The organism is Chryseobacterium sp. 6424 (assembly GCF_003692615.1).
Classification (GTDB): domain Bacteria; phylum Bacteroidota; class Bacteroidia; order Flavobacteriales; family Weeksellaceae; genus Kaistella.
Map to the genome: position 1 here is coordinate 949,771 of NZ_CP023540.1, position 22,386 is coordinate 972,156.

Genomic DNA, 22,386 nt, shown 5'->3' on the forward strand with positions numbered 1-22,386 from the left:
AGCTGCTGTATTTCTTATTTTAATATTTATTTTCTAACTTTGGGTAAAATGCAAATTTAGCAAACATTTTCAAGTATCTCATCGTATGGCGGCCAAAGCGCCCTGTGCAAGGATGTGTGCGATGTTGCATTTATAATAATTTACAATCAAAATGAAAAAAAATACTGCCGATTTATCGAAAGAACTCAAAAAATATTTCGGCTTTTCAACATTTAAAGGACAACAGGAAGAGATTATCAAAAATTTACTACAGGGTAAAGATATTTTCGTGCTGATGCCTACCGGTGGGGGAAAATCGCTTTGTTATCAGCTTCCTGCGCTGATTTCCGAAGGAACTGCCATTGTGGTTTCGCCTCTTATTGCCCTCATGAAAAATCAGGTAGATGCCGTTAACGGGCTTTCTTCTGATGAGGGTGTGGCCCATGTTCTCAATTCGTCCCTAAATAAATCGCAGACCAAACAGGTGTTTGATGACATCAAGAGTGGTAAAACCAAATTGCTGTACTTAGCCCCCGAATCCTTGATTAAAGAAGATTATCTGGAGTTTCTGCGTGAAGTGAAAATCTCTTTTGTCGCCATTGATGAAGCCCATTGTATCTCAGAATGGGGACACGATTTCCGCCCGGAATACCGAAACCTCAAACTGATTATTGATAAGATCGCCGATGTTCCCGTCATCGCACTTACCGCCACAGCGACACCGAAAGTGCAAGATGATATACAGAAAACCCTCGGGATGAGCAACGCTTTGGTGTTCAAAGAAAGCTTCAACCGCCCGAATCTCTTTTATGAGGTAAGACCAAAAGTAAATATCGACCGCGAGATTGTAAAATTCATCAATCAGCATAAAGGTAAATCTGGCATCGTGTATTGCCTCAGCCGCCGCAAGGTGGAGGAGTTCGCGCAACTGCTTCAGGTAAACGGCATCAATGCCTTACCTTATCATGCAGGTCTTGACCAGAAAACGCGCGTTGCCAACCAAGATAAGTTTTTGATGGAGGAGGCTGATGTGATCGTCGCTACCATTGCTTTCGGGATGGGGATTGATAAACCCGACGTGCGTTTCGTAATCCATTACGATATTCCAAAGTCACTCGAAAGTTATTATCAGGAAACTGGCCGTGCGGGTCGCGATGGCGGCGAAGGCTACTGCCTCGCATTTTATGATCCGAAAGACATTGAAAAACTCGAGAAGTTCCTTGCGCAAAAGCCCGTGTCAGAAAGGGAAATCGGTTTGCAACTCCTCAATGAAGTCGTAGGATATGCAGAAACCTCCATGAGTCGTCGCCAGTATATTCTTTATTATTTTGGCGAGCACTTCGATCCGGTGAATGGTGCGGGCGCGCAGATGTGCGATAATTCCGTCAATCCACCCACCCTTAAAGACGCTTCTGCGGAACTAAAACAGGTGCTGACTTTAGTGAAGGATTTTGAAGAAAAATTCAAAACCAAAGATTTGCTTGCCGTTATTGTTGGTAAAGAAAATTCGGTGACCAAATCCTATAAGCTTGATGCCAGCAAACATTTCGGTTTCGGGAAAAACCAGCCGGAGAATTTCTGGAAAACCATCATCCGTCAGGCAACAGTACAGAATTTCCTGCAAAAAGATATCGAAACTTACGGTGTGCTGAAACTTACCCCAAAAGGGTTAGAAGTAATCTCTGGCAACCATGACGAGCCGTTCATGATTGCGGAAGACAGGCAATATGATCTCGCCCAGACAAAAGCCGACAGCGGAGCGGCGCAGCCGACAGCGGGCAGCGGACTTGATGAGGTGTTGTTTACACAATTGAAGGAACTTAGGAAAAAAGTCGCTAAAACACATGGCATACCACCTTACACGGTGTTTATGGATCCCAGTTTGGAGGACATGACGGTGCAGTACCCTGTCACGATTGAAGAAATTAGCAAGATCTACGGTGTAGGCGAGGGCAAAGCAAGAAGATATGGTAAAGCTTTCGCCGATTTCATCCGCCAGTATGTGGAGGAAAACAATATCGAAAGAACCCAGGACATGGTGCTGAAACAGGTGGCGAATAAGTCCAGCCACAAAGTGTTCATCATCCAAAGCACTGATAAGAAAATTGACCTTGAAGACATTGCGAAAGCCAAAAATCTTTCGATGGATGATTTGCTTAAAGAAATGGAACGCATCGTATATCAGGGGACCAAGCTTAATATTGATTATTACATTGATGAGAATTTCGATGAGGATATTGTCGAAGAGTTCATGACCTTCATGGGAGAAAGCGAAAGCGACAGCATGAAAGTGCTGCTGGCCGAGTTTGGCGACGACCTTACGGATGAAGAGGTACGTATGCTGCGCATCAAATTTATTTCAGATGTGGCCAATTAATCCTTGGAAACTTCATCTGTCATCTGAGGCCGGAACATAGTTAAAATGGACAGAAAAACCATCATCTTCATCCTTCCAGACCTTGAAACCGGCGGTGCGGAACGCGTGGTGCTGACCCTCGCAAATCATTTGCCCCGCGATCGGTTTCTGCCCAAAATCATGCTTCTGCGCAAAGAGGGCGGCTACTTGCCCTTGTTGAAGAGCGATGTGGAAGTTGTTGATCTTAAGACGCCGCGCATCCGCCATTCCCTTTGGCCCATAGTGCGTGAAATAAAGCGACGCAAACCGGATGTCGTGTTCAGCGGATTTGGGGAAATCAATGCGTATCTGGCGATGTTCATCCCTTTTTTAGGCAAAACAAAGTTCGTGGCAAGAGAAACTAATGTGGTTTCAAAGCATGTGACGCGCCCTGAAATTCGTTTTTTTTACCGATTTTATAACCATTATCACCGCATCATTTGTCAAAGTGATGATATGCGGAATGATTTAATGGTAAATTTTAATATTAAGCCCGCCAAAACGGTAAAAATTAACAATCCGGTAGATTTTGATTTCATCCACAATCAGTTAGAAAGCGCTGAAAAGCCTGAATGTTTTAAACCAAATTTTAAAAATGTAGTTGCGATTGGAAATCTTTCGGCACGAAAAGGCTTCGATCATTTACTGAGGGTTTTTGTTCACCTTAAAGAGTACAGGATTCACCTTCATATCGTAGGCGATGGGCGCGATCGCGAAATGCTTCATCAGTTAAAAGAAGGACTGGGCCTGCGACACGTAACATTTCATGGGCAGCAGAAAAATCCTTACCGTTTCCTCAGGTTTGCGGATTTGTTCGTCCTTTCTTCGCGGTACGAGGGCTTTCCGAACGTGTTACTAGAAGCCGGCGCGTGTGGTGTGTATTCCTTGGCTAATAACTGTCCGGGAGGCATCAATGAAATCATTATACATGGTGTAAACGGTGAGATTTCTTCTGTGGAAAATCTTGATGATTTTGCGAGGCGCATTTTGAAAGCAGTGAATGAAACACATGACGCAGACAAAATTGCAAATTCGGTTAAGGCTCGGTTTTCTAAAGAGTTTATCCTCAAAAAATATGAAGATTTGTTGTCTAATTTATAAACTAAAATTGATGGTGCAATTAATATTTGTAAACTTTTCAATTGTTGATAAATTTTAACATATTGATATTCAATAATATAATCCTAAAAATTTGTAAACAATTTTTTTAATTCGGAATATCTTCTCAACTTTAATTAATTAAATTTTAAAGTATGAAAACGTTATACGCTGAAAAAAAATCTACCGTTTATTCCTATAAAGACGCTTACGAACGAACGCTTGAGTATTTTGGCGGGGATGATTTGGCTGCGAAAGTCTGGGTGAGTAAATATGCGTTAAAAGATTCCGAAGGAAATATTTATGAGCAAACGCCCGATCACATGCACCATCGCATTGCCTCGGAAATTGCGCGGATTGAAGCCAAATATCCGCATCCGCTCTCAAAAGAAGAAATCTTCGATGTCATTAAGGGTTTTAAGTATATCATCCCGCAGGGCAGCCCGATGACAGGGATTGGCAACGATTTTCAGATTGCCTCACTTTCAAATTGTTTTGTAATTGGCAACGGTACCGACAGCGATTCTTATGGCAGCATCATGAAGATTGATGAAGAGCAGGTGCAGCTTATGAAACGCCGTGGTGGTGTGGGACACGATCTTTCCCATATTCGGCCGAAAGGTTCCGCGGTTAAAAACTCTGCGCTTACTTCGACAGGCTTGGTGCCTTTTATGGAGCGGTATTCCAACTCCACGCGCGAGGTTGCGCAGGATGGCCGCCGTGGTGCGCTGATGCTTTCCGTATCGGTTAACCATCCGGATTCCGGCGACTTTATTGATGCTAAACTAGAGCAGGGGAAAATCACGGGTGCCAATATTTCGGTGCGTATTGATGATGAGTTTATGAAGGCCGTGGTGGAAAAAGACAGCTATACCCAGAAATATCCCATCCATAGTGCGCAGCCCAAATTTGAAAAAGAAGTGAAAGCGACCGAACTTTGGGATAAAATCATCCATAACGCCTGGAAATCTGCCGAACCCGGTGTACTTTTCTGGGATACCATTATTAGAGAGTCATTGCCGGATTGTTATGCCGATTTGGGCTACGAAACGGTCTCTACCAATCCCTGTGGCGAAATACCACTGTGTCCGTACGACTCTTGCAGGCTTTTAGCTATAAACCTGTTCTCTTATGTAGAGAATCCTTTTACCAAAGAAGCCAAATTTAATTTTGATCTTTTCCGTAAACACGTAGGCTATGCCCAACGTATGATGGACGATATCATTGACCTTGAAATTGAAAAGATCGACGCCATTCTTCAAAAAATTGAACAGGACCCTGAAGGGGATGATATAAAAGCAACCGAAAGAAATCTGTGGCTGAAGATCCGTAAAAAAACCATCGAAGGCAGAAGAACAGGCGTAGGCATCACAGCGGAAGGCGATATGCTGGCGGCACTTAATATACAGTACGGCAGCAAAGAAGGCAATGATTTTTCGACTTTAGTACATAAGACACTAGCACTGGCCGCATATCGTTCCTCTGTAGCATTGGCAAAAGAGCGTGGTGTCTTTGCGGTCTACAGTGCTGAAAGAGAGGCGAAAAACCCTTTTGTACAGAGAATTAAAGAAGCCAATCCGGCGCTTTATGAAGATATGCAGCAATATGGCCGCCGAAATATTGCGCTGCTCACCGTGGCGCCTACCGGAAGCACCTCGCTGATGTCGCAAACCACCTCAGGTATTGAGCCGGTGTTTTTACCCGTATATAAAAGAAGAAGGAAAGTAAACCCTAATGATAAGGATGTTCGGGTAGATTTTGTAGATGAAGTAGGCGATTCTTGGGAAGAATATCTCGTGTTCCATCACCGTTTTAAGCAGTGGATGCAGGTGCAGGGGATTGATACCGAAAAAAATTATACCCAAGAGGAGATCAATAAAATCATTGAAAAATCGCCTTATTATAAAGCAACCTCTAATGATGTCGATTGGCTGAGTAAAGTAGAAATGCAGGGCGCGATACAGAAATGGGTGGACCATTCGATTTCTGTAACCATCAACATCCCGAACGACGCCACCGAAGAACTCGTGAATCAGCTTTACATCAAAGCCTGGGAAGTGGGTTGTAAGGGCGTGACGGTGTACCGTGATGGCTCACGCTCCGGAGTATTGATTTCCAGTGAGGAGAAAAAAACCGAAGTCCAGGTTCCAGCTATTTTCCCCACCAAAAGACCACAGGTTTTAGAAGCCGAAATCGTAAGATTCCAGAATAATAAAGATAAATGGATTGCCTTTGTGGGGCTTATCGATAAAAAACCCTACGAAATTTTCACCGGTCTGGCAGATGACGAAGAAGGCATCTCTTTGCCACGTTGGGTAAATGAAGGGCTTATCATAAAAAACCGCGACGAAAACGGGAAGACACGTTATGATTTTCAGTTCAAAAACCTGCGCGGTTATAAAACAACCATCGAAGGACTGTCGCATAAATTCAATCCGGAATTCTGGAACTACGCTAAACTCATTTCAGGAACCCTCAGACATGGGATGCCCATCGAAAACGTGGTAGAACTCATCAACCGCCTCGAACTGGATTCTGAATTCATCAATAACTGGAAAGCCGGTGTTGCCAGAGCGCTCAAGAGATATGTGGCAGATGGTACCAAGGCTTCAGGCAAATGCTCAAGCTGCCATTCGGATCAGGTCGTTTATCAGGAAGGTTGTCTGATCTGCAAAAACTGCGGAAGCTCCAAATGCGGATAATTTTTAGCCATCAGAAACGTGTGGCACTCACACAAAATTTGTAGTTTTGTAAATATTAAAAATTAAACCAATAAAAGAATAAAAATGAGTCAATTCGATGTTACTGTTATCGGTTCAGGCCCCGGAGGTTACGTTGCGGCGATCCGCTGCGCACAGCTCGGAATGAAAACCGCTATTATCGAGAAATATCCCACCATGGGTGGCACCTGCCTTAACGTAGGCTGCATCCCTTCCAAAGCACTTCTGGACAGTTCCGAACACTTCGAAAACGCCAAACATAATTTTGCAAATCATGGGATTGTGATTGGTGAGCCAAAAGCAGACCTTGCCCGCATGATTGCCCGCAAAGATGAAGTGGTAGAGCAAACCACCAAAGGAATCGCCTTCCTGATGGATAAAAATAAAATCACCGTATTTGAAGGTGTCGGAAGTTTTGAATCTGCCACACAGATTAAAGTGACTAAAAATGATGGCTCCACTGAAACCATCGATTCGAAATATACCATTATCGCAACAGGTTCCAAGCCAAGCTCTCTGCCTTTCATCAGTTTAGACAAAGAGCGCATCATCACTTCAACTGAGGCGCTGGGACTTAAGGAAATCCCGAAACATCTTATTGTAATTGGCGGCGGTGTTATTGGTCTGGAATTAGGGTCGGTGTACAAAAGATTAGGTTCTGAAGTTACCGTTGTGGAGTTTATGGATAAAATTATCCCTACCATGGATGGTGCTTTGTCTAAAGAATTAAACAAAGTCCTGCGTAAGCAAGGTATCAAGTTCATGCTTTCCACCGCTGTACAGGCTGTTGAAAGAAACGGAGACACTGTGAAAGTGACTGCTAAAGACAAAAAAGGGGCAGAAGTAGTGGTTGAGGGAGATTACGTATTGGTTTCCGTGGGTAGAAGACCTTATACCGATGGCCTTGCACTTGAAAAAGCCGGAGTGGATCTTGATGAAAGAGGCCGCGTAAAAACCAATGAACAGCTTCAGACCAATGTTTCTAACATCTATGCGATTGGTGATGTGGTAGCCGGTGCCATGTTGGCACACAAAGCTTCCGAAGAAGGCGTATTGGTAGCAGAACAGCTTGCCGGGCAAAAACCCCACATCAACTATAACTTGATCCCGGGCGTAGTTTATACCTGGCCAGAGGTAGCGGCTGTCGGCAAAACCGAAGAACAATTGAAAGCCGAAGGTGTGGCCATTAAAATCGGTAACTTCCCGATGAGAGCCTTGGGCCGAAGCCGTGCCTCAGGTGATACTGACGGATTCATCAAGATCATCGCCAACGAAAAGACCGATGAGGTACTAGGCGTGCACATGATCGGCGCCAGAGCCGCTGATATGATTGCCGCAGCCGTAACCGCAATGGAGTTTCGGGCAAGCGCTGAAGATATCGCAAGAATGTCCCACGCACACCCAACATTTGCGGAAGCCATTAAAGAAGCCGCTTTGGATGCGACCGGGAAGATTGCCATCCACATGTAAGATTTAAAGTTAATAACCGAAGAGTCCGTTTCCGTGTGAAACGGATTCTTTTTTTTTCTCCCATTTTTTCAGCGTTGTTAGCGCTCAAAGCGCTAACAACGCTCCTTAATCCCTTTTCACATACCGAAAGTTCGGTTTGATGTTTTTATTCAGAAAATTTCCTTTTGAATATGCTTCCCGGAACGCATCGAACACCGCTTGTGGCACATCAAGGTAATGATATACCGCACCGGAGACATACACGATGGTAAGCAGCTCCCGTTCAGGTTTATAATAATATTTGGCAATGACAGAAGAGGGCATGCCGTGGTTGTGCAATTTCTGTTCCTTTAGATTTCTTACCTTTGCAGCTAAATATACCATCTGTATGAACATCGGCAAAACCCAACTATTAAAAATCGCTGAAAAAAACTATTCCGGATTTTTTCTGGAAGATGAAAACGGGGAACGCGCTTTCCTACCCAAAATTTTTGCCACCGAAAGTGCCGAAATTGGTGATGAAATGGAAGTCTTCGTCTATCAGGATGATGACCGCCTGAAAGCTACTACCGAGAAACCCAATGCCGAAGTAGGCCAGTTTGCCGTGATGTCTTGTGTACAAAGCTTGCCCAGCGGTGCCTTTATGGACTGGGGAATCATCAAGGATCTCTTTATCCCGTACAAACAACAAAAACAGAAGATTGTAGAAGGCAAAAGGTATCTTGTACATGTATATTTTGATGAAAGTGTAGGTTTGATTACCGGTACCACCAGATTCAAACGTAACCCAACTTATGAAGACTTGCCCTTCCGCAAAGGTGATAAAGTACAACTGATCTTGATGGGTGAGGGAGAACTCGGGTGGAATGTCGTTATCAACCAACAGTATATTGGCTTGGTTTACGGCTCTGATGTGTATAAAAAACTCTTCCCGCTGTCAGAAGAAGTTGGGTACATCAAAGCCATCCGCGAGGACGGTAAAATCGATGTATCATTACAGCCGGAAGGTTACGAGAATAATGATGAATTTCAGCAAATCATCCTTGATAGGCTTGAGCAGAACTATGGGTTGCTGTACCTTTCAGATAAATCGGAGCCCGAGGAAATCAAACAAGAACTTCAGATGAGCAAGAAAAACTTTAAGAAAGCCATTGGCGGACTGTACCGCGATAAGAAAATTGAGATTTTAGACGACAAAATCCGTTTGATCACCGAAGATTAACGGAAGTCTGTCTTCCTATCGAACATCCTGTAAGATTGGGTTTCAATAACAAGCTGAAAATCATTATGAAAATCATCGATACCGAAACCTGGAACCGAAAGGAACATTTTGAGTTTTTCTCTAAAATGGCCAGCCCATTTTTCGGCATCACCGCTGAGGTAGATTGTACGGAGACGTACCGTAATGCAAAAGAAAGGAACCAATCTTTCTTTGCCACTTATCTACACAAATCAATGTTGGCGGTAAATACCGTAGAAGAGCTGAAACTGCGCATCGCCGATAATCAGGTTGTGCTTTATGATTCGGTAGATGCCGGCGCGACCATTGCACGGGCAGACGGTACTTTTGCTTTTATTTTCGTGAAGTTTTCAGCAGACTTCCAGACTTTTGCCAAAGAACTGCGGAGAGAGATTGCGGAAGTGCAGAACTCTACTGGCTTAAGATTGAATGATGACGACACAAAAACCGGGCTGATACGCCATTCTACCTTGCCCTGGCTTTCGTTCACCGCTATTCTGCATCCCACTAATTTTAATAGGAATGATGCTGTCCCGAAGATTACCTTCGGAAAGATCGTTGATAGGGAAGGCCGAAAGTTCCTGCCGGTTTCGGTGGAGGCCCATCATGGGTTGGCAGATGGCTACCATATCGCAAAATATTTTGCGGCATTTCAACGTCAACTGGATATTAATTAGGCTTAAAGCATTTAAAGCTATTGAAGGGATCAAAAAGCCAGATTCGGGTAATATCTTCTAAATTGCAGGAAACGCTGAGCCGAAACATAATAAAAGAGCAGTTCATCAAACTGCTCTTTTTTCGTCGGGATGACTGGATTCGAACCAGCGACCCCTTGCACCCCATGCAAGTACGCTACCGGGCTGCGCTACATCCCGCGCGGTGCAAAAGTATTAAATAGTTTGGCAATCTCAAAATGATTTTCAGTGTTGGGCACAGATACAGATATACATCGCCGCAGCCTGCTCAATCCTTCCGCACCAGCAAGATCCAATCATCTTCCAGGTATTTATAACCAATATCATACACGAAGCGGTATTCGGCGCCGTTTTTATAGACTTTCAGGCTTGTAAAATAGCTGAAATCAAAACCCTCGGCCATGAGTTTATTGCGGGTAGTTTTGGCTTTGCCTTCAATGAATTTCTGTTCAGAAAGGATGCGGTGATTCTTGCGCAGCTTATTGTTGATGTTGCGCATCAGGTTAGTGGAATCTTTGTTGTGTTTGTTGTTGTAGGCGTTCCGGCAACCGTCGTTACAGAATTTCTTATCGCTGCGACCGATGATTTTCTCGCCACATTCCAGGCAGTCTTGCATAGCGATCATTTGATTTTCAAATATATAAATTTATTCTTTTACAGACGGGAATAATCAATATTTGCTAAGGAATTTATCTAATTATCATTAAAATTGTTGCAGGTCTGCTTTGACTTTTCCGGAACACCGGAAAGCCTGTTACACGCGTGTTTGGCGTTTTCGGGGACACCCGAAAGGTTGTTGCAGGGGTGCGTGGAGTTTTCGGGAACACCCGAAAGGTTGTTGCAGGGGTGCTTTAAACTTTCGGGTGATTAAAGAGGTTGTTTTTTTTTGAATTTTCAGAGTTTGCTGTAATTTGAGGTTGCGCGACGGTCACCCTTGTTAGCGGCTGCTTTTGTCGGTTTATATCTTCAATTCATTGAGTTCAGTTTCAAGTTTTCGCTTAGTCTGAATATAGCTTTTTAGGTCAATTTTTTCTTCGTCTTTGTCCTTTTTAATTTTTTTAAGCGCTTTGTAGATTTCAGTTATTCTCATTCCCTTTTCAGTAGGTTCTGCTCGTTGATAAAGTATATCGAGCTCTTCTTCTATGTTTATGGTCTTGCTTAAAACCTCTTCTAAAGTCCGGCCAAGGACAACTGAACTTTCATATTCTAAGTCGCCGGCTCCAACTGCTACAATTTTAATGTCTGTTAAGTCTCTGAAATCGTAAGCGTAAAATGTCCCTCCACCATTAAATGCAATTGGTAAAAAATAGGGTGTCGACAATGGAAAACCGTAGGCGAAATAATAATAGCGAATATCTTGCAAGGAAAAATATCCAAATTCTCTGTCTCCGTTTATTATTCCACCGCCATTTGAGTATTCCAAAAGCTCACGAAATTCCGTTGTCAATGTGAGGTTTTTAGGAATTATGAGTTTCTCGTAATCTAGGAATTCTGGATAAAGTTTTTTAATGTCAGGATACAGTTTAATTTCTTCTTCAGTCACATATTCAGAGAAATAACTGGCGATCGGAACTTCCTTGAGTCCGTCTTGTTTGTTGGAAAAAGCAAATTTGTTATACCACATTTTATTGTGTTGGGTGTGACTGTAAAGTTGCAACTAACGGTTTGGAGCTTTGCGAGGGAGCGGATTTTAGCACCAAAGTTTAAAAGAAGTGCGAATGCTTAAATTTACTAAAAAGTTTTATACGAAGCACTTAAACTGCTCTTTTGCAAAATCCTGGTTACAGTCTGGCGTTCTTGTTTTTCGTGTTGGTTATGTTTTTACTGTAGTGCATTTTATGGTTTTTCAGAATTAATCGTAAAAATCTTAACTTTTCTCGTTGCAGTTTTGATGATTTTAAGTATCTTTGTCAAAGATGATAACCAAAGAGCAAATAAAAAATACTGGTGCGACCTTTACACCGAAAGAACTTGCAGTTTTTTTGGCTGACAGAATTGCGTTGTATGCTCAACCAATAAATAACCGTATTCTTGACCCTGCTTGTGGAGAAGGGGAATTATTAATTGCAATGGGAGAAGCCCTGAATGAAAAAGCAATTGATTTTTCGCTAACTGGTTATGATGCAAATGAACAGTATTTGAGTTTTGCCAAAGACCGTTTATTTTGTTTTGGAAAGGATAAATCTGATTTAGTTCACAAAGATTTTTTACTATCTGTTGATGTGCCGAGTTCACAAAATACTCCGTCATTATTTCATGAATGTACATCTTCTGTTAATAATTCATTTGATATTGTAATTGCGAATCCGCCTTAAAGAATCTGATGTCGAAAAACTTTTCTTGATTCAAGGAATTGCCAATTCAAAACTAATGACAAAATACCACGATTTGGTGTTTAACAACAAATTATATTCGGGCAGAAGAAGATACTTTACTCAGTATGTAGAGAAATACACGTTACCCGATTTTAATTCAGAGGTTGCGAAGGGAATAATTGCTATCGTCAAAGAGTTAAATCAATTTAACGATAAAACAGTCATTTCTGATTTGGAAAATCAGTTAGAAATTGCTGTTGCCAAATCGTTTGGAGTTGAACCTGTTTTTACTTTGGATTAAAAACGGATTTTCCATTTTGACTTTTAAAAAACGACATTGGTATTGCTCGCTGACATTTGTAACTTTCTGCACTCACATAAGAAAATAATTCCCCTAATTTCTCGCCGGGCGAAAGTATAATTCCTTCGATTATTTCTGTTTTTGGGTTTGTCAATGCTATCAAATAACGGACATCAAAGGTTGTCAAGCCTGAATCCTCAATAACAATCTCCTCTTTTTCCGGCGAAAATTTACCTAAATCTACGGTTGGACTATCCTGAACTTTAACTTCCAAAAGTCGATTTCGAATATCAGGAAAAGCTCCATACAAAAGGTCGTTTTCATTCACTTCGTAACCTAACAATTCAAGAACTTTTTTTCTAATGCTTGTCCTCTATTTTTGGTAGCCGCTGCATCTAATTTGAAACCAATTAGTTTTTCAGCAACCATTTTCTTCAATAAACTAATAGAAAACAAATTTTTAATACTCGGTTCTTCTACCATTCCCGATTTTGGTGGTTCGTATTCTTGTCGAATTTGATAGGAGAGTTTTTTAGAATCTGGAAATGAAAGGATTTTATCTTCTCGCTCGTAAATTTCTTTTCTTACTTTGCTCGAAATTAAAAGTTGGTGTTTAATTGTAGGTTTACCAAACTTGCCAAACTTCTGTTCAATGTATTGAGGAGTAAGAATAATAACCGAAGCAATTTTGTTATTTTCCGTATCAATTGTCACAAAAACAAAACGAACATCAGTACATTTCAGACTTTCGCCCGATTCGTATTTTACCAATAATGTTTCCGTTGCTGGAATTCTATTCCAAACTTACAGGTTATATGATGCTCCACTTGTAACAATATAGGAGTCGATAAATTCACGAGTAATTTTAGGGACGCCTTTCGCTTTTGGTGGACAATTTCAAATTGTCCTGGTTCGGCTAATTCGGGTAATGGATGTTTTTCTAAAGTCGAAGCGATCAATTTACGAATATTTGAGCCGTCTGTTCTCGTTTTACCGGTTAAGGTGAATGGTTGTCCAACTAATTCAGAAAAGTATTTTGCTAATGTGTCTGATTTAGTCAGTATTGCAACTGACTTTGGTGGAATTTTAAGTTCTTTATTCATTCTTCAATATTCAATAAAACGGGAACTTTTATTTTTAAGGCTTTTGCGATTTTTCGTAGATTGATGACGGAGATATTCCTTTCGCCTCTCTCAACAGAACCGATATATGTTCTATCAAGCTCGCATTCAAAAGCTAATTTTTCTTGAGATAAGTAGGCTTTAGTACGAAGCTCTCGTATTTGGTTTCCTATTCGTTCTAAATAGGCTTTCTCATCTTTAGAATATGTTGTAGCCATTCACAATTATTTGGGTCAAATTTCCGAAATAGATGTAAATAAGTCCACGGACTATGAGTATCAAGTATAGAATGTTCAAAATAGACTGTTTTGAAACTTTTTAGGAGAAAGAAATAGTTAGGCTACAGCGAAACTGTCTTTTTTGCCTTAAATGTTGAGGTGGTAATGGTCATCCCACATTTGCCTGTAACAGTTCGGTATTTTTGTTGGCGAGGAATATCTCAAGGAACGGTCATCTTGCATATAAGTCCAATATAAGTCCAATGAAAATCCATTATAAATCTAATAAGCTATTGGAGTTATAATGCTGTGATGTTGTAGAAATAATTGAGTTGAATCGAACTACGGGCGATGCCTGTGTTGAAAGTGAGAAGCGCAGTGCAATAATCTTCGTTGATAGCCGCAAAACCGCTAACGTTATAATAGTATAGTTAATTAAATCTGCGCATAAACACCGCAAGGGCCCTTAATCCTTCTCACTTACCATATACTCCGGATCTTCAGCGATGTTCACCTCGATGATGGCGTCGGCGTTTTTCAGGAGTTTGATGGAGTCGGGGCTGAGGTGTTGCAGTCGCACGGTTTTTCCCAGCTTGCTGTAGCGGCGGGAGAGGCTGTTCAGCGCTTCAATGGCCGACATATCTACCACGCGGCTATCTTTAAAATCAATAACAATTTCCGCAGGGTCACCGGCAGGATCAAACTTCTCCGCAAAACCCGCCACAGAACCGAAAAACAGCGGGCCGTATATTTCGTAATGCTTCACGCCGTTTTCATCCACATGCTTTCTCGCACGGATTCTTTTGGCGTTGTCCCACGCGAAAACCAATGCGGAAATAATCACACCAATCAGCACCGCCAGTGCCAGATTGTGAAGGAAAACCGTGATCAAAGTCACCACGATCATCACAAAAATATCCGATTTTGGCATCCGTTTGAAAATCCTAAGGCTGGTCCATTCAAAAGTGCCGATGGCCACCATGATCATCACGCCGGTCAGAGCCGCCATCGGCAGTTTCCCGATCACTGGGGCGCCAACCAGGATGATGGCCAGAATGGTGAGTGCCGCCACAATTCCTGAAAGCCTTGCGCGCGAACCTGCGGAAAGATTCACCAAAGTTTGCGCGATCATCGGGCAGCCGCCCATTCCGTAGAAAAATCCGTTCAGGATATTGGCGCCGCCCTGCGCGACACATTCGCGGTTCGAATTGCCTTTGGTTCCGGTGATTTCATCGACGAGATTCAATGTTAGAAGTCCTTCCGTTAAACCTACTGCTGCCATAATCGCGGCATACGGAAAAATCACCTGCAGCGTCTCGAACGTGAACGGGATATTCGGGATATGGAATGGCGGCAGGCTGCCGCTTACCGAGGCGATGTCTTCCACGCGTTTGGTGTCGATATTAAAGATCATCACCAGCGCGAAAACCACCATGATGGCCACCAGTGAAGCCGGAATCTTTTTGGTAAATTTCGGCCACAGCACCACGATGACAATGGTGAGCGCGACGAGTCCGGACATGATTAGAAACGGTGTTCCGGTAAGCCATTCGGTGTGTCCGTTCGTGGAGACTTTAAATTGCTCGAACTGCGACATAAAGATGACGATCGCCAGACCATTTACAAAACCGAACATCACGGGTTGTGGCACCAGCCTTACAAATTTGCCGAGTTTGAACAAGCCGACAAGGATCTGCAGCACGCCCGCCAGGGCGATAGCGCCAAAAACATACTCAAGGCCGTGGGATTTCATCAGCGCGATCAGTACGATCACGGTGGCACCCGCGCCGCCGGATATGAGTCCGGGCCTTCCACCAAAAATAGCCGTTACCAACCCCATGATAAAAGCGCCGTACAAACCCACCAAGGGCGGAAAGCCCGCCAGTATCGCGAACGACAGCGATTCCGGAATCATGGTCATCGCCACGGTAAGCCCGGCCAGGATTTCAGTGCGGTAATTTACTTTCTGGGAAAAATCGAAGAGGTTGAGTAAGGTTTTAGTCTGCGCCATAGGACTGCAAAAATAACGCTTTGGAGAGCAAAAACGCACACAGACTTTGCACTTTAAAGCATTAATTTTTTAAGGCTACTCAGTATTTTCAGCGGCATCTTTAAACATCATTCAGCGAGTTAATGCCATCACGCAGAAGCTGGGCAATGCCTTCTTTCATTTTCTGCACCTGAGCGTGGGGATGCGACGTGGCTTATCCTGAAGCGTTCTATGACTGAGAAAGAACGGGAGATTTATTAATTAGTATATCAAGTGATTTTGTCATCCATTTTAATTAATAATAGTCATCATCACTTCAAAAAAAACACGGTCTGTAAACCGTGCTTTCATTTTAGGCTTCGTGGCCATACATTTTGTTGTAAAGCTTGATGTACCGCTCTTTCAGTGCCTTTCTCTTTAGCTTCAGCGTGGGTGTTAATACGCCCTGTTCGATCGTCCAGGCTTCAGGCGTCAGCTCGAATTTCTTGATCTGCTCCCAGTTGCCAAGTTTGGTATTCAGATAATCGATTTCTTTTGCGATTCTTTCTCTAAGCTCTTTGCTATTAGCCATTTCAGCAGGTGTGGTACCGATGTTATAGCTTTTTCTTTCGGCCCAGTGACTGGCAAAATTAAAGTCGGGCTGTACAAGCGCGCATGGCATCTTCTCACCATCGCCTACGATCATAATTTGCTCTATGAATTTTGATGCTTTTGCCATATTTTCAATAACCTGTGGCGCCACATATTTCCCACCGGATGTTTTGAACATCTCTTTCTTACGGTCGGTGATGTGTAAATAACCCTCATCGTCAATATGGCCAATGTCACCAGTTTTGAAGTAGCCGTCTTCGGTAAAGGCCTCTTTGGTCATTTCCTCATTTCTGAAATAACCTTTGAAAACTGAAGGTCCTTTTACGGTAATTTCGCCGTCCTCCTGAATTTTAACATCAAGGTTTTCAAGTACGTGGCCCACCGTTCCGATTTTTATTTTACCGAAACTGTTCACCGAGATCACCGGGGAGGTTTCCGTAAGGCCATAACCTTCTAAAATTGGGATTCCGGCATTTTGGAACATTTTGTTTAGACGAGGCTGAAGGGCTGCGGAACCGGAAACCAGCGTGATGATATTGCCACCCAGTCCTTCGCGCCATTTGCTGAATACCAGTTTGTCTGCGATGATCTCTTGTAGTCCGCTGGGTTTGCCTATATGTTGCTTGGCTTTATTCACGCCGAGTGCCCAGTGGAAGATCCTCGATTTCAGACCGCCTGCGCTGCTGCCTTTGTCGTAGATCTTGTCATATACCTTTTCGATAAGGCGTGGTACCACCGTCATGATATGCGGTTTTACCTCTTTGATGTTGTCCCCCATCTTGTCAATACTTTCCGCGAATGTGACCGAATAACCGTTGTATTGATAAAGATAGAAGAGCATCCGTTCGAAGATATGGCAGATGGGCAGGAAACTGAGGATTTTGATGTCGTTGTACTCCAAGCCTTTTACACGCGGAATTCTGGAGTTGGACGCCAGTACGTTTGAGACAATATTTTGATGTGTCAGCATCACACCTTTTGGCCTTCCGGTGGTGCCAGATGTGTAGATGATGGTGGCCAGGTCTTCGGTATTGATGCTGTTGGCCAGGTCGGTCACTTCGGATTGGTTATCGTGGCTGTTCCCCAAATCCAGCACTTCATTCCAGTTAGCCGCTCCTTCCACCTGGTCAAAGGTGAAGATCCCCTGCAGGCTTGGTACGCTGGCTTTTATTTTAAGCACTTTTGCGAGCAAATCTGCATCCGAGACAAAACAGTACTTCACTTCCGCATTGTTAAAGATAAACTCATAATCTTCCGCTGAAATTGTAGGATACACGGGTACGGATACAGCGCCAATTTGCGAAATACCGAAATCCATTACCGCCCATTCCGTACGGCTGTTAGTGGTAATAAGCGAGATTTTGTCGCCTGGTTTAATGCCGAGTTTCAGTAAACCACGTGAAATCCTGTTCCCTAACTGGTGAAATTCCTGGGTAGAAGTTTTTTCCCAAACGCCATTGTATTTGGTTACAAACATATCCTCGCGAGGATATGTTTCAAGGGCATTTTGGGAAAAATCAAAGATTCTCTTTATTGTCATAGTCATTTATTTAGCTGGGTTTTGTTTTTAGAAAATTTAACCGGCGATAAATGTAAAAATATTATTTTTATTTTAAACAACAAAAAAAGAAATGTGGTATCTGTTTGTCAATGAAATAATGGCCTTATTGTTAAATTATTTTCCTCTGGTAGTGTGTTTCGCTAATCTTTTAAACAACTTTTGCCGGTTTTTGGTTTTTCAGAAAAATTGTAGATTTACAGACTAACAATTATATTTTTTATGAATTTTAATTTATCTGAAGAACAATTGATGATTCAGCAGGCAGCAAGAGATTTCGCACAGAATGAACTTTTGCCGGGCGTTATAGAGAGAGACAATGAACAGAAGTTTCCGCACGAACAGGTGAAGAAAATGGGAGAACTCGGTTTTCTTGGGATGATGGTAGATCCGCGCTATGGCGGTGCCGGGATGGACAGCGTTTCCTACGTACTCGCCATGGAGGAGATTGCCAAGGTAGATGCTTCCGCAGCCGTAGTGATGTCGGTAAACAACTCCCTGGTTTGCGCAGGTCTTGAAAAATACGCAAGCGAGGAGCAGAAAATGAAATACCTGAAACCACTCGCTAGTGGTGAGGTGATTGGCGCATTCGCACTTTCTGAGCCGGAAGCCGGTTCTGATGCCACTTCACAGAAAACTACCGCTGTAGATATGGGTGACCATTATCTGCTGAACGGTACCAAGAATTGGATTACCAACGGTGGAAACGCTACTTATTATATCGTGATCGCACAAACAGATCCTGAAAAAAAACACAAAGGCATCAACGCATTTATCGTAGAAAGAGGCTGGGAAGGTTTTGAAATTGGGCCAAAGGAAGATAAACTCGGTATCCGCGGAAGCGATACACATTCTTTACTTTTCACCGACGTAAAAGTACCGAAAGAAAACAGAATCGGGGCCGACGGTTTCGGGTTCAATTTTGCCATGGCGGTACTTAACGGTGGCCGTATCGGGATTGCCTCACAGGCATTAGGGATTGCTTCAGGCGCTTATGAACTGGCTTTGAAGTATGCGAAGACCAGAAAAGCGTTCCGTACAGAAATCATTAATCACCAGGCGATTGCCTTTAAATTAGCTGACATGGCTACGCAGATCACCGCGGCAAGAATGTTGTGCTATAAAGCTGCGACCGAGAAAGATGAAGGTAAGGACATCTCTGAAATCGGTGCGATGGCGAAACTCTACGCTTCACAAGTCGCGATGGATATTACTGTAGAAGCGGTACAGATACACGGTGGATATGGTTATGTAAAAGAATATCATGTGGAAAGAATGATGCGTGATGCCAAGATCACCCAAATCTATGAAGGTACTTCAGAAATCCAGAAGATTGTAATTTCCCGAAGTATCGCCAAATAAACCACTTAATTATTCGCTATGAAAAGATATCTGTGGATTACAATCGTTGCTGTACTGTTGCTGCTTATCGGCCTTGTGTATTACAAATACTATTTTGTATTCGGTGAAGGCGTAAAATCCGGCGTACTGAATTATGCCGTGAAAAAAGGCAACCTTTTCAAGACCTATGAGGGCAAACTCATTCAGCAAGGTTTCGGCTCTAATCCCCGTACGGGCAGCCTGACGAGTTACGAATTCGAGTTTTCTATTGAAGACGAAGCCATCTTCAAACAGCTTGAAGTAAATAATGGCAAAACTTTCGACCTGCACTATAAAGAATATCATGGCGTACTGCCATGGCGCGGCAATACCCGCTATGTCGTCGACCGCGTAGTGAATATGAAGTAAGAATGAAGCCTCCCGCCATGCAATGGGAGGCTTTTTAGTTATTTCTTTGGCAGATATTTACTGTAATCACTGTCGGGTGTCGTATGATTCTGTTGATCCCCCAACGGTTCTGTAGAAGTTTGGTTTTCTGTCGGATATTCCTCAGTTTGAAGCTGTGGTGTTTGCTGCTCGTGCATTTCGCGTGCTTTTTTCTTTTTATTTCTGCTGATGAAATACCATACAGTTGCTCCGATTAAAAAGAGTGGCCAGAACGGTAACAGAAATATAAACGTTTTTTCAAGATAATCCAGGCCTTTCAAGAACGCCCCTTTGGCACCGGTCGCCTCGCCTTCAGATTCATCAGGGTTTTGAGCAAAATTATCCTGCTGAAGCAATGTTACCTCCACCTCGCAGATTTGTGAAGCATCATAATCACGGCCTTCGGAAGCCATACTTTTTGACTGTATGTCCCCAAGATTTCCCGATAGATCGTTCACTAACTGATCGAAATACGATAACGGAACACGCGCCGTGTAATATTCACGTTTAATCCCCTCGTTCTGACTAAAATTCTCATCGACGAGTTCTGCGTTGTTTTCCCTTATTTTTTGCCTTAACAAAGTTTTTGAGGCAGATAAATCATCTACGGCAATTTCAAGGCGGGCGGTTTTCACCAGAGGGTCTCGCGTGGCCGTTACTGTCGGTGTAGTATTTTCGGTTGGGTCGGTTTCTGCGTTGGGTGATGTGGCTTCTGTTTGTTTCTTAGTTTGGTTCAGTATTTTATCAGCAGCACCGCTTAAGACTTTCAAGGCGTTCTCTCCTTTGCTCAGCGCGTTATTGGCAGAATCCAGGGTTTTTGCGACCTCTGTTCCTACGACGACATTGCGCGTGATTTTCTCAATTTTTTTATTGATCGAATCCAATCCCCAACCACTCGATTTTACGGTACTGTCGATGGTTTTTTTCTGTTTTTCAATTTCAGGAAGGATGACTTTTTTCGTAATGCCTTCCGTGTCGGTAATCGTTTTTGAAATAGAGTCGAGGGTTTTGATACCATTATTGGCTTTAGTAAAAAGACTGTCGGCTTTCTTTATATTATCGGTAGTTTGCTGTACAGTGCTTTTGTCGCAAGACAGCAACAGCATTGCCGAAAGTAGGGGAGCTAAAAAATTCTTCATAAGTTGTTTTTGTTTTATAACGCAGCTACTTCATCAAATGGTGTTCCTTTAAAAGCTATCATTAATGAATACAATTGATAATCAATTTATTGTAAAATTATTTGCTGGTGTTTTACAAAAAAATCTCCAGCCTGGCTGAAGATTTAATATTGATTATAGGTTTTTCCGGAATTCGCTGATGAAATGTAACTTCACGTTCGGGAATTTTTCCTGTGTCATGTGTATCGTAAACGATGAATCTGCCAGGAAGACGAGTTGCCCGTATTTGTCGCGCGCCATGAATCTTTGTTTAAGTCGCGCAAACTCTTTGAATTCCTCTGATTTCTCATCGGCTTCAATCCAGCATGCTTTGTGGATCGAAAGCGGTTCATACGTACACTTTGCGCCATATTCATGCTCCAGGCGGTACTGGATCACCTCGTATTGCAGCGCACCTACGGTCCCGATGATCTTACGGTTGTTCATCTCTAACGTAAACAGCTGTGCTACCCCCTCATCCATCAGTTGGTCTATTCCTTTGGCAAGTTGCTTGGCCTTCAGCGGATCATCATTGTTAATGTATCGGAAATGTTCCGGCGAGAAGCTTGGGATGCCTTTGAAACTGATTTTTTCCCCGGCCGTCAGCGTATCACCGATGCGGAAGTTGCCGGTATCGTGCAGTCCTACGATGTCACCCGGATAGCTTTCGTCAACCACTTCTTTTTTATCGGCAAAAAATGCGTTGGGAGAAGAGAATTTCATCTTTTTATTATCCCTAACCAGCAGGTAGTTTTCATTTCTTTTGAATGTACCCGATACAATCTTAACAAACGCCAGACGGTCACGGTGTTTGGGATCCATATTCGCATGGATTTTGAAAACAAAGCCCGTAAAATCCTTCTCTTCGGGTTTTACAAGGCGGGTTTCGCTTTCTTTGGGCTGTGGTTTTGGTGCAATGTCGATGAAGGCGTCAAGCAATTCGCGTACACCGAAATTATTAAGAGCTGAACCAAAGAAGACTGGTTGCAGGTCGCCCTTCATATAATCTTCGCGGTTAAACGCTGGGTACACAGACTGTACAAGTTCTACCTCTTCACGAAGAGTGGCTGCTGCTTTTTCACCAATTACCTCATCAATCTTAGCATCGCTGAGGTCATCAAATTTGATGGTTTCGCCTACTTTCTGTTTTTTTTCTTCAAGGAAGAGTTGGATGTTATTTTCCCAGATATTGTAAATTCCCTGAAAGTCGCTACCCATACCGATTGGCAGTGAGAGCGGACACACGGTGAGGCCCAGTTTCTGTTCTACCTCATCCAGAAGGTCGAAGGCATCCTTACCTTCACGGTCCAATTTGTTGATGAAAACCAGCATCGGGATGTTACGCATGCGGCATACCTGCACGAGTTTTTCGGTTTGTTCCTCAACCCCTTTTGCCACGTCGATCACTACGATGACGGAATCTACGGCGGTTAAGGTCCGGTAAGTGTCTTCAGCAAAATCTTTGTGCCCGGGTGTATCAAGGATGTTGATTTTGTGATCTCTGTATTCAAATGCAAGTACAGAAGTGGCTACGGAAATACCACGCTGCCGCTCGATTTCCATAAAGTCGGAGGTGGCCCCTTTCTTTATTTTATTTGATTTTACGGCGCCCGCTTCCTGTATGGCCCCACCGAAAAGCAGCAATTTCTCTGTAAGGGTGGTTTTTCCCGCATCGGGGTGCGAGATGATTCCGAAGGTTTTACGCCTTTCTATTTCTTTGAGGAGTGTTGACATAATTATTTTTAGCAGTTGCAAAAATCGTGTTTTTTTACCGAAAATGAAAACCGGATTA

Annotated in this window: 21 protein-coding genes and 1 tRNA gene; 10 read left to right on the forward strand and 12 right to left on the reverse strand. The window is 43.0% G+C overall.

Features of this window, described 5'->3' with window-relative positions; genetic code table 11:
• Window positions 1-151: 151 nt before the first annotated feature.
• From recQ to lpdA, 4 genes are all read left to right on the forward strand, one after another.
• A complete protein-coding gene (recQ, locus tag CO230_RS04390; protein WP_122027482.1) occupies window positions 152-2,356 on the forward strand; it encodes a DNA helicase RecQ in 2,205 nt (734 codons plus the stop codon).
• A gap of 45 nt (window positions 2,357-2,401) precedes the next feature.
• Entirely contained in the window at window positions 2,402-3,475 is a 1,074-nt protein-coding gene (locus CO230_RS04395; RefSeq protein WP_122027483.1) for a glycosyltransferase, read from the forward strand.
• 152 nt (window positions 3,476-3,627) lie between these two features.
• Window positions 3,628-6,174, forward strand: a complete 2,547-nt coding sequence (locus CO230_RS04400) for an adenosylcobalamin-dependent ribonucleoside-diphosphate reductase (RefSeq protein ID WP_122027484.1) — start codon at window positions 3,628-3,630, stop codon at window positions 6,172-6,174.
• 84 nt (window positions 6,175-6,258) lie between these two features.
• Window positions 6,259-7,662, forward strand: a complete 1,404-nt coding sequence (lpdA, locus tag CO230_RS04405; protein WP_122027485.1) for a dihydrolipoyl dehydrogenase — start codon at window positions 6,259-6,261, stop codon at window positions 7,660-7,662.
• Between the two features lie 105 nt (window positions 7,663-7,767).
• On the opposite strand, the gene CO230_RS04410 is transcribed toward lpdA, so the two are convergent.
• Window positions 7,768-8,025 carry a KTSC domain-containing protein gene (locus CO230_RS04410; protein WP_228438187.1) on the reverse strand — a complete coding sequence of 86 codons (258 nt, stop codon included), beginning with the start codon at window positions 8,023-8,025 and terminating at the stop codon, window positions 7,768-7,770.
• A gap of 4 nt (window positions 8,026-8,029) precedes the next feature.
• Between CO230_RS04410 and CO230_RS04415 the strand changes: the two genes are divergently transcribed.
• Entirely contained in the window at window positions 8,030-8,863 is an 834-nt protein-coding gene (locus CO230_RS04415; RefSeq protein WP_122027486.1) for a S1 RNA-binding domain-containing protein, read from the forward strand.
• 65 nt (window positions 8,864-8,928) lie between these two features.
• Window positions 8,929-9,558: a chloramphenicol acetyltransferase gene (locus CO230_RS04420; RefSeq protein WP_122028886.1), complete on the forward strand. Its 630-nt coding sequence runs from the start codon at window positions 8,929-8,931 to the stop codon at window positions 9,556-9,558.
• Window positions 9,559-9,682: 124 nt separating this feature from the next.
• On the opposite strand, the gene CO230_RS04425 is transcribed toward CO230_RS04420, so the two are convergent.
• The 3 genes from CO230_RS04425 to CO230_RS04435 form a co-directional block, all read right to left on the reverse strand.
• A tRNA-Pro gene (locus CO230_RS04425) sits at window positions 9,683-9,756 on the reverse strand.
• 88 nt (window positions 9,757-9,844) lie between these two features.
• Window positions 9,845-10,192, reverse strand: coding sequence for a hypothetical protein (locus CO230_RS04430; RefSeq protein WP_122027487.1), 348 nt, complete (start codon window positions 10,190-10,192; stop codon window positions 9,845-9,847).
• A 342-nt stretch (window positions 10,193-10,534) separates the two neighbouring features.
• Window positions 10,535-11,200: an SMI1/KNR4 family protein gene (locus CO230_RS04435; protein WP_122027488.1), complete on the reverse strand. Its 666-nt coding sequence runs from the start codon at window positions 11,198-11,200 to the stop codon at window positions 10,535-10,537.
• Between the two features lie 292 nt (window positions 11,201-11,492).
• Between CO230_RS04435 and CO230_RS04440 the strand changes: the two genes are divergently transcribed.
• On the forward strand, window positions 11,493-11,891 hold the full coding sequence (locus CO230_RS04440; protein WP_122027489.1) for an N-6 DNA methylase: 399 nt from the start codon (window positions 11,493-11,495) through the stop codon (window positions 11,889-11,891).
• Window positions 11,892-11,946: 55 nt separating this feature from the next.
• Window positions 11,947-12,192, forward strand: coding sequence for a hypothetical protein (locus tag CO230_RS04445; RefSeq protein WP_122027490.1), 246 nt, complete (start codon window positions 11,947-11,949; stop codon window positions 12,190-12,192).
• On the opposite strand, the gene CO230_RS04450 is transcribed toward CO230_RS04445, so the two are convergent.
• The 6 genes from CO230_RS04450 to CO230_RS04475 form a co-directional block, all read right to left on the reverse strand.
• Window positions 12,179-12,535 carry a hypothetical protein gene (locus CO230_RS04450; RefSeq protein WP_122027491.1) on the reverse strand — a complete coding sequence of 119 codons (357 nt, stop codon included), beginning with the start codon at window positions 12,533-12,535 and terminating at the stop codon, window positions 12,179-12,181. The genes CO230_RS04445 and CO230_RS04450 overlap by 14 nt on opposite strands.
• Window positions 12,529-12,963 (reverse strand): hypothetical protein, encoded by a 435-nt coding sequence (locus CO230_RS04455; RefSeq protein WP_122027492.1) that lies wholly within the window; start codon window positions 12,961-12,963, stop codon window positions 12,529-12,531. The genes CO230_RS04450 and CO230_RS04455 overlap by 7 nt, the downstream gene beginning before the upstream one ends.
• Complete coding sequence (locus tag CO230_RS04460) at window positions 12,957-13,295, reverse strand: hypothetical protein (protein ID WP_122027493.1); 339 nt, start codon at window positions 13,293-13,295, stop codon at window positions 12,957-12,959. The genes CO230_RS04455 and CO230_RS04460 overlap by 7 nt, the downstream gene beginning before the upstream one ends.
• The gene (locus CO230_RS04465; protein WP_122027494.1) at window positions 13,292-13,531 is read right to left on the reverse strand and encodes a helix-turn-helix domain-containing protein; all 240 of its coding nucleotides are present in this window, start codon (window positions 13,529-13,531) and stop codon (window positions 13,292-13,294) included. Before CO230_RS04465 ends, CO230_RS04460 begins: the two co-directional genes overlap by 4 nt.
• A 466-nt stretch (window positions 13,532-13,997) precedes the next feature.
• Complete coding sequence (locus CO230_RS04470) at window positions 13,998-15,542, reverse strand: SulP family inorganic anion transporter (RefSeq protein WP_122027495.1); 1,545 nt, start codon at window positions 15,540-15,542, stop codon at window positions 13,998-14,000.
• A 331-nt stretch (window positions 15,543-15,873) separates the two neighbouring features.
• Window positions 15,874-17,652 carry an AMP-dependent synthetase/ligase gene (locus CO230_RS04475; RefSeq protein WP_122027496.1) on the reverse strand — a complete coding sequence of 593 codons (1,779 nt, stop codon included), beginning with the start codon at window positions 17,650-17,652 and terminating at the stop codon, window positions 15,874-15,876.
• 240 nt (window positions 17,653-17,892) lie between these two features.
• On the opposite strand from CO230_RS04475, the gene CO230_RS04480 reads away from it, so the two are divergent.
• Window positions 17,893-19,032 (forward strand): acyl-CoA dehydrogenase, encoded by a 1,140-nt coding sequence (locus CO230_RS04480; RefSeq protein ID WP_122027497.1) that lies wholly within the window; start codon window positions 17,893-17,895, stop codon window positions 19,030-19,032.
• A gap of 18 nt (window positions 19,033-19,050) precedes the next feature.
• Window positions 19,051-19,419 carry a hypothetical protein gene (locus CO230_RS04485; RefSeq protein WP_122027498.1) on the forward strand — a complete coding sequence of 123 codons (369 nt, stop codon included), beginning with the start codon at window positions 19,051-19,053 and terminating at the stop codon, window positions 19,417-19,419.
• Window positions 19,420-19,457: 38 nt separating this feature from the next.
• Here the strand turns inward: CO230_RS04485 and CO230_RS04490 are convergent, their stop codons facing one another.
• Together CO230_RS04490 and CO230_RS04495 are read right to left on the reverse strand one after the other, a co-directional pair.
• Window positions 19,458-20,576, reverse strand: coding sequence for a DUF4349 domain-containing protein (locus CO230_RS04490; RefSeq protein ID WP_122027499.1), 1,119 nt, complete (start codon window positions 20,574-20,576; stop codon window positions 19,458-19,460).
• A gap of 153 nt (window positions 20,577-20,729) precedes the next feature.
• Window positions 20,730-22,328, reverse strand: coding sequence for a peptide chain release factor 3 (locus CO230_RS04495; RefSeq protein WP_122028887.1), 1,599 nt, complete (start codon window positions 22,326-22,328; stop codon window positions 20,730-20,732).
• Window positions 22,329-22,386: the final 58 nt, after the last annotated feature.

Coding starts and splice junctions, on each gene's coding strand:
- CO230_RS04410 (WP_228438187.1), bottom strand. CDS start 8,025: ATGGTATATTTAGCTGCAAAGGTAAGAAATCTAAAGGAACAGAAATTG.
- CO230_RS04470 (WP_122027495.1), bottom strand. CDS start 15,542: ATGGCGCAGACTAAAACCTTACTCAACCTCTTCGATTTTTCCCAGAAA.
- CO230_RS04480 (WP_122027497.1), top strand. CDS start 17,893: ATGAATTTTAATTTATCTGAAGAACAATTGATGATTCAGCAGGCAGCA.
- CO230_RS04420 (WP_122028886.1), top strand. CDS start 8,929: ATGAAAATCATCGATACCGAAACCTGGAACCGAAAGGAACATTTTGAG.
- CO230_RS04400 (WP_122027484.1), top strand. CDS start 3,628: ATGAAAACGTTATACGCTGAAAAAAAATCTACCGTTTATTCCTATAAA.
- CO230_RS04490 (WP_122027499.1), bottom strand. CDS start 20,576: ATGAAGAATTTTTTAGCTCCCCTACTTTCGGCAATGCTGTTGCTGTCT.
- CO230_RS04440 (WP_122027489.1), top strand. CDS start 11,493: ATGATAACCAAAGAGCAAATAAAAAATACTGGTGCGACCTTTACACCG.
- CO230_RS04485 (WP_122027498.1), top strand. CDS start 19,051: ATGAAAAGATATCTGTGGATTACAATCGTTGCTGTACTGTTGCTGCTT.
- CO230_RS04445 (WP_122027490.1), top strand. CDS start 11,947: ATGACAAAATACCACGATTTGGTGTTTAACAACAAATTATATTCGGGC.
- CO230_RS04435 (WP_122027488.1), bottom strand. CDS start 11,200: ATGTGGTATAACAAATTTGCTTTTTCCAACAAACAAGACGGACTCAAG.
- CO230_RS04415 (WP_122027486.1), top strand. CDS start 8,030: ATGAACATCGGCAAAACCCAACTATTAAAAATCGCTGAAAAAAACTAT.
- CO230_RS04460 (WP_122027493.1), bottom strand. CDS start 13,295: ATGAATAAAGAACTTAAAATTCCACCAAAGTCAGTTGCAATACTGACT.
- lpdA (WP_122027485.1), top strand. CDS start 6,259: ATGAGTCAATTCGATGTTACTGTTATCGGTTCAGGCCCCGGAGGTTAC.
- CO230_RS04465 (WP_122027494.1), bottom strand. CDS start 13,531: ATGGCTACAACATATTCTAAAGATGAGAAAGCCTATTTAGAACGAATA.
- CO230_RS04430 (WP_122027487.1), bottom strand. CDS start 10,192: ATGCAAGACTGCCTGGAATGTGGCGAGAAAATCATCGGTCGCAGCGAT.
- CO230_RS04495 (WP_122028887.1), bottom strand. CDS start 22,328: ATGTCAACACTCCTCAAAGAAATAGAAAGGCGTAAAACCTTCGGAATC.
- CO230_RS04395 (WP_122027483.1), top strand. CDS start 2,402: ATGGACAGAAAAACCATCATCTTCATCCTTCCAGACCTTGAAACCGGC.
- CO230_RS04475 (WP_122027496.1), bottom strand. CDS start 17,652: ATGACAATAAAGAGAATCTTTGATTTTTCCCAAAATGCCCTTGAAACA.
- recQ (WP_122027482.1), top strand. CDS start 152: ATGAAAAAAAATACTGCCGATTTATCGAAAGAACTCAAAAAATATTTC.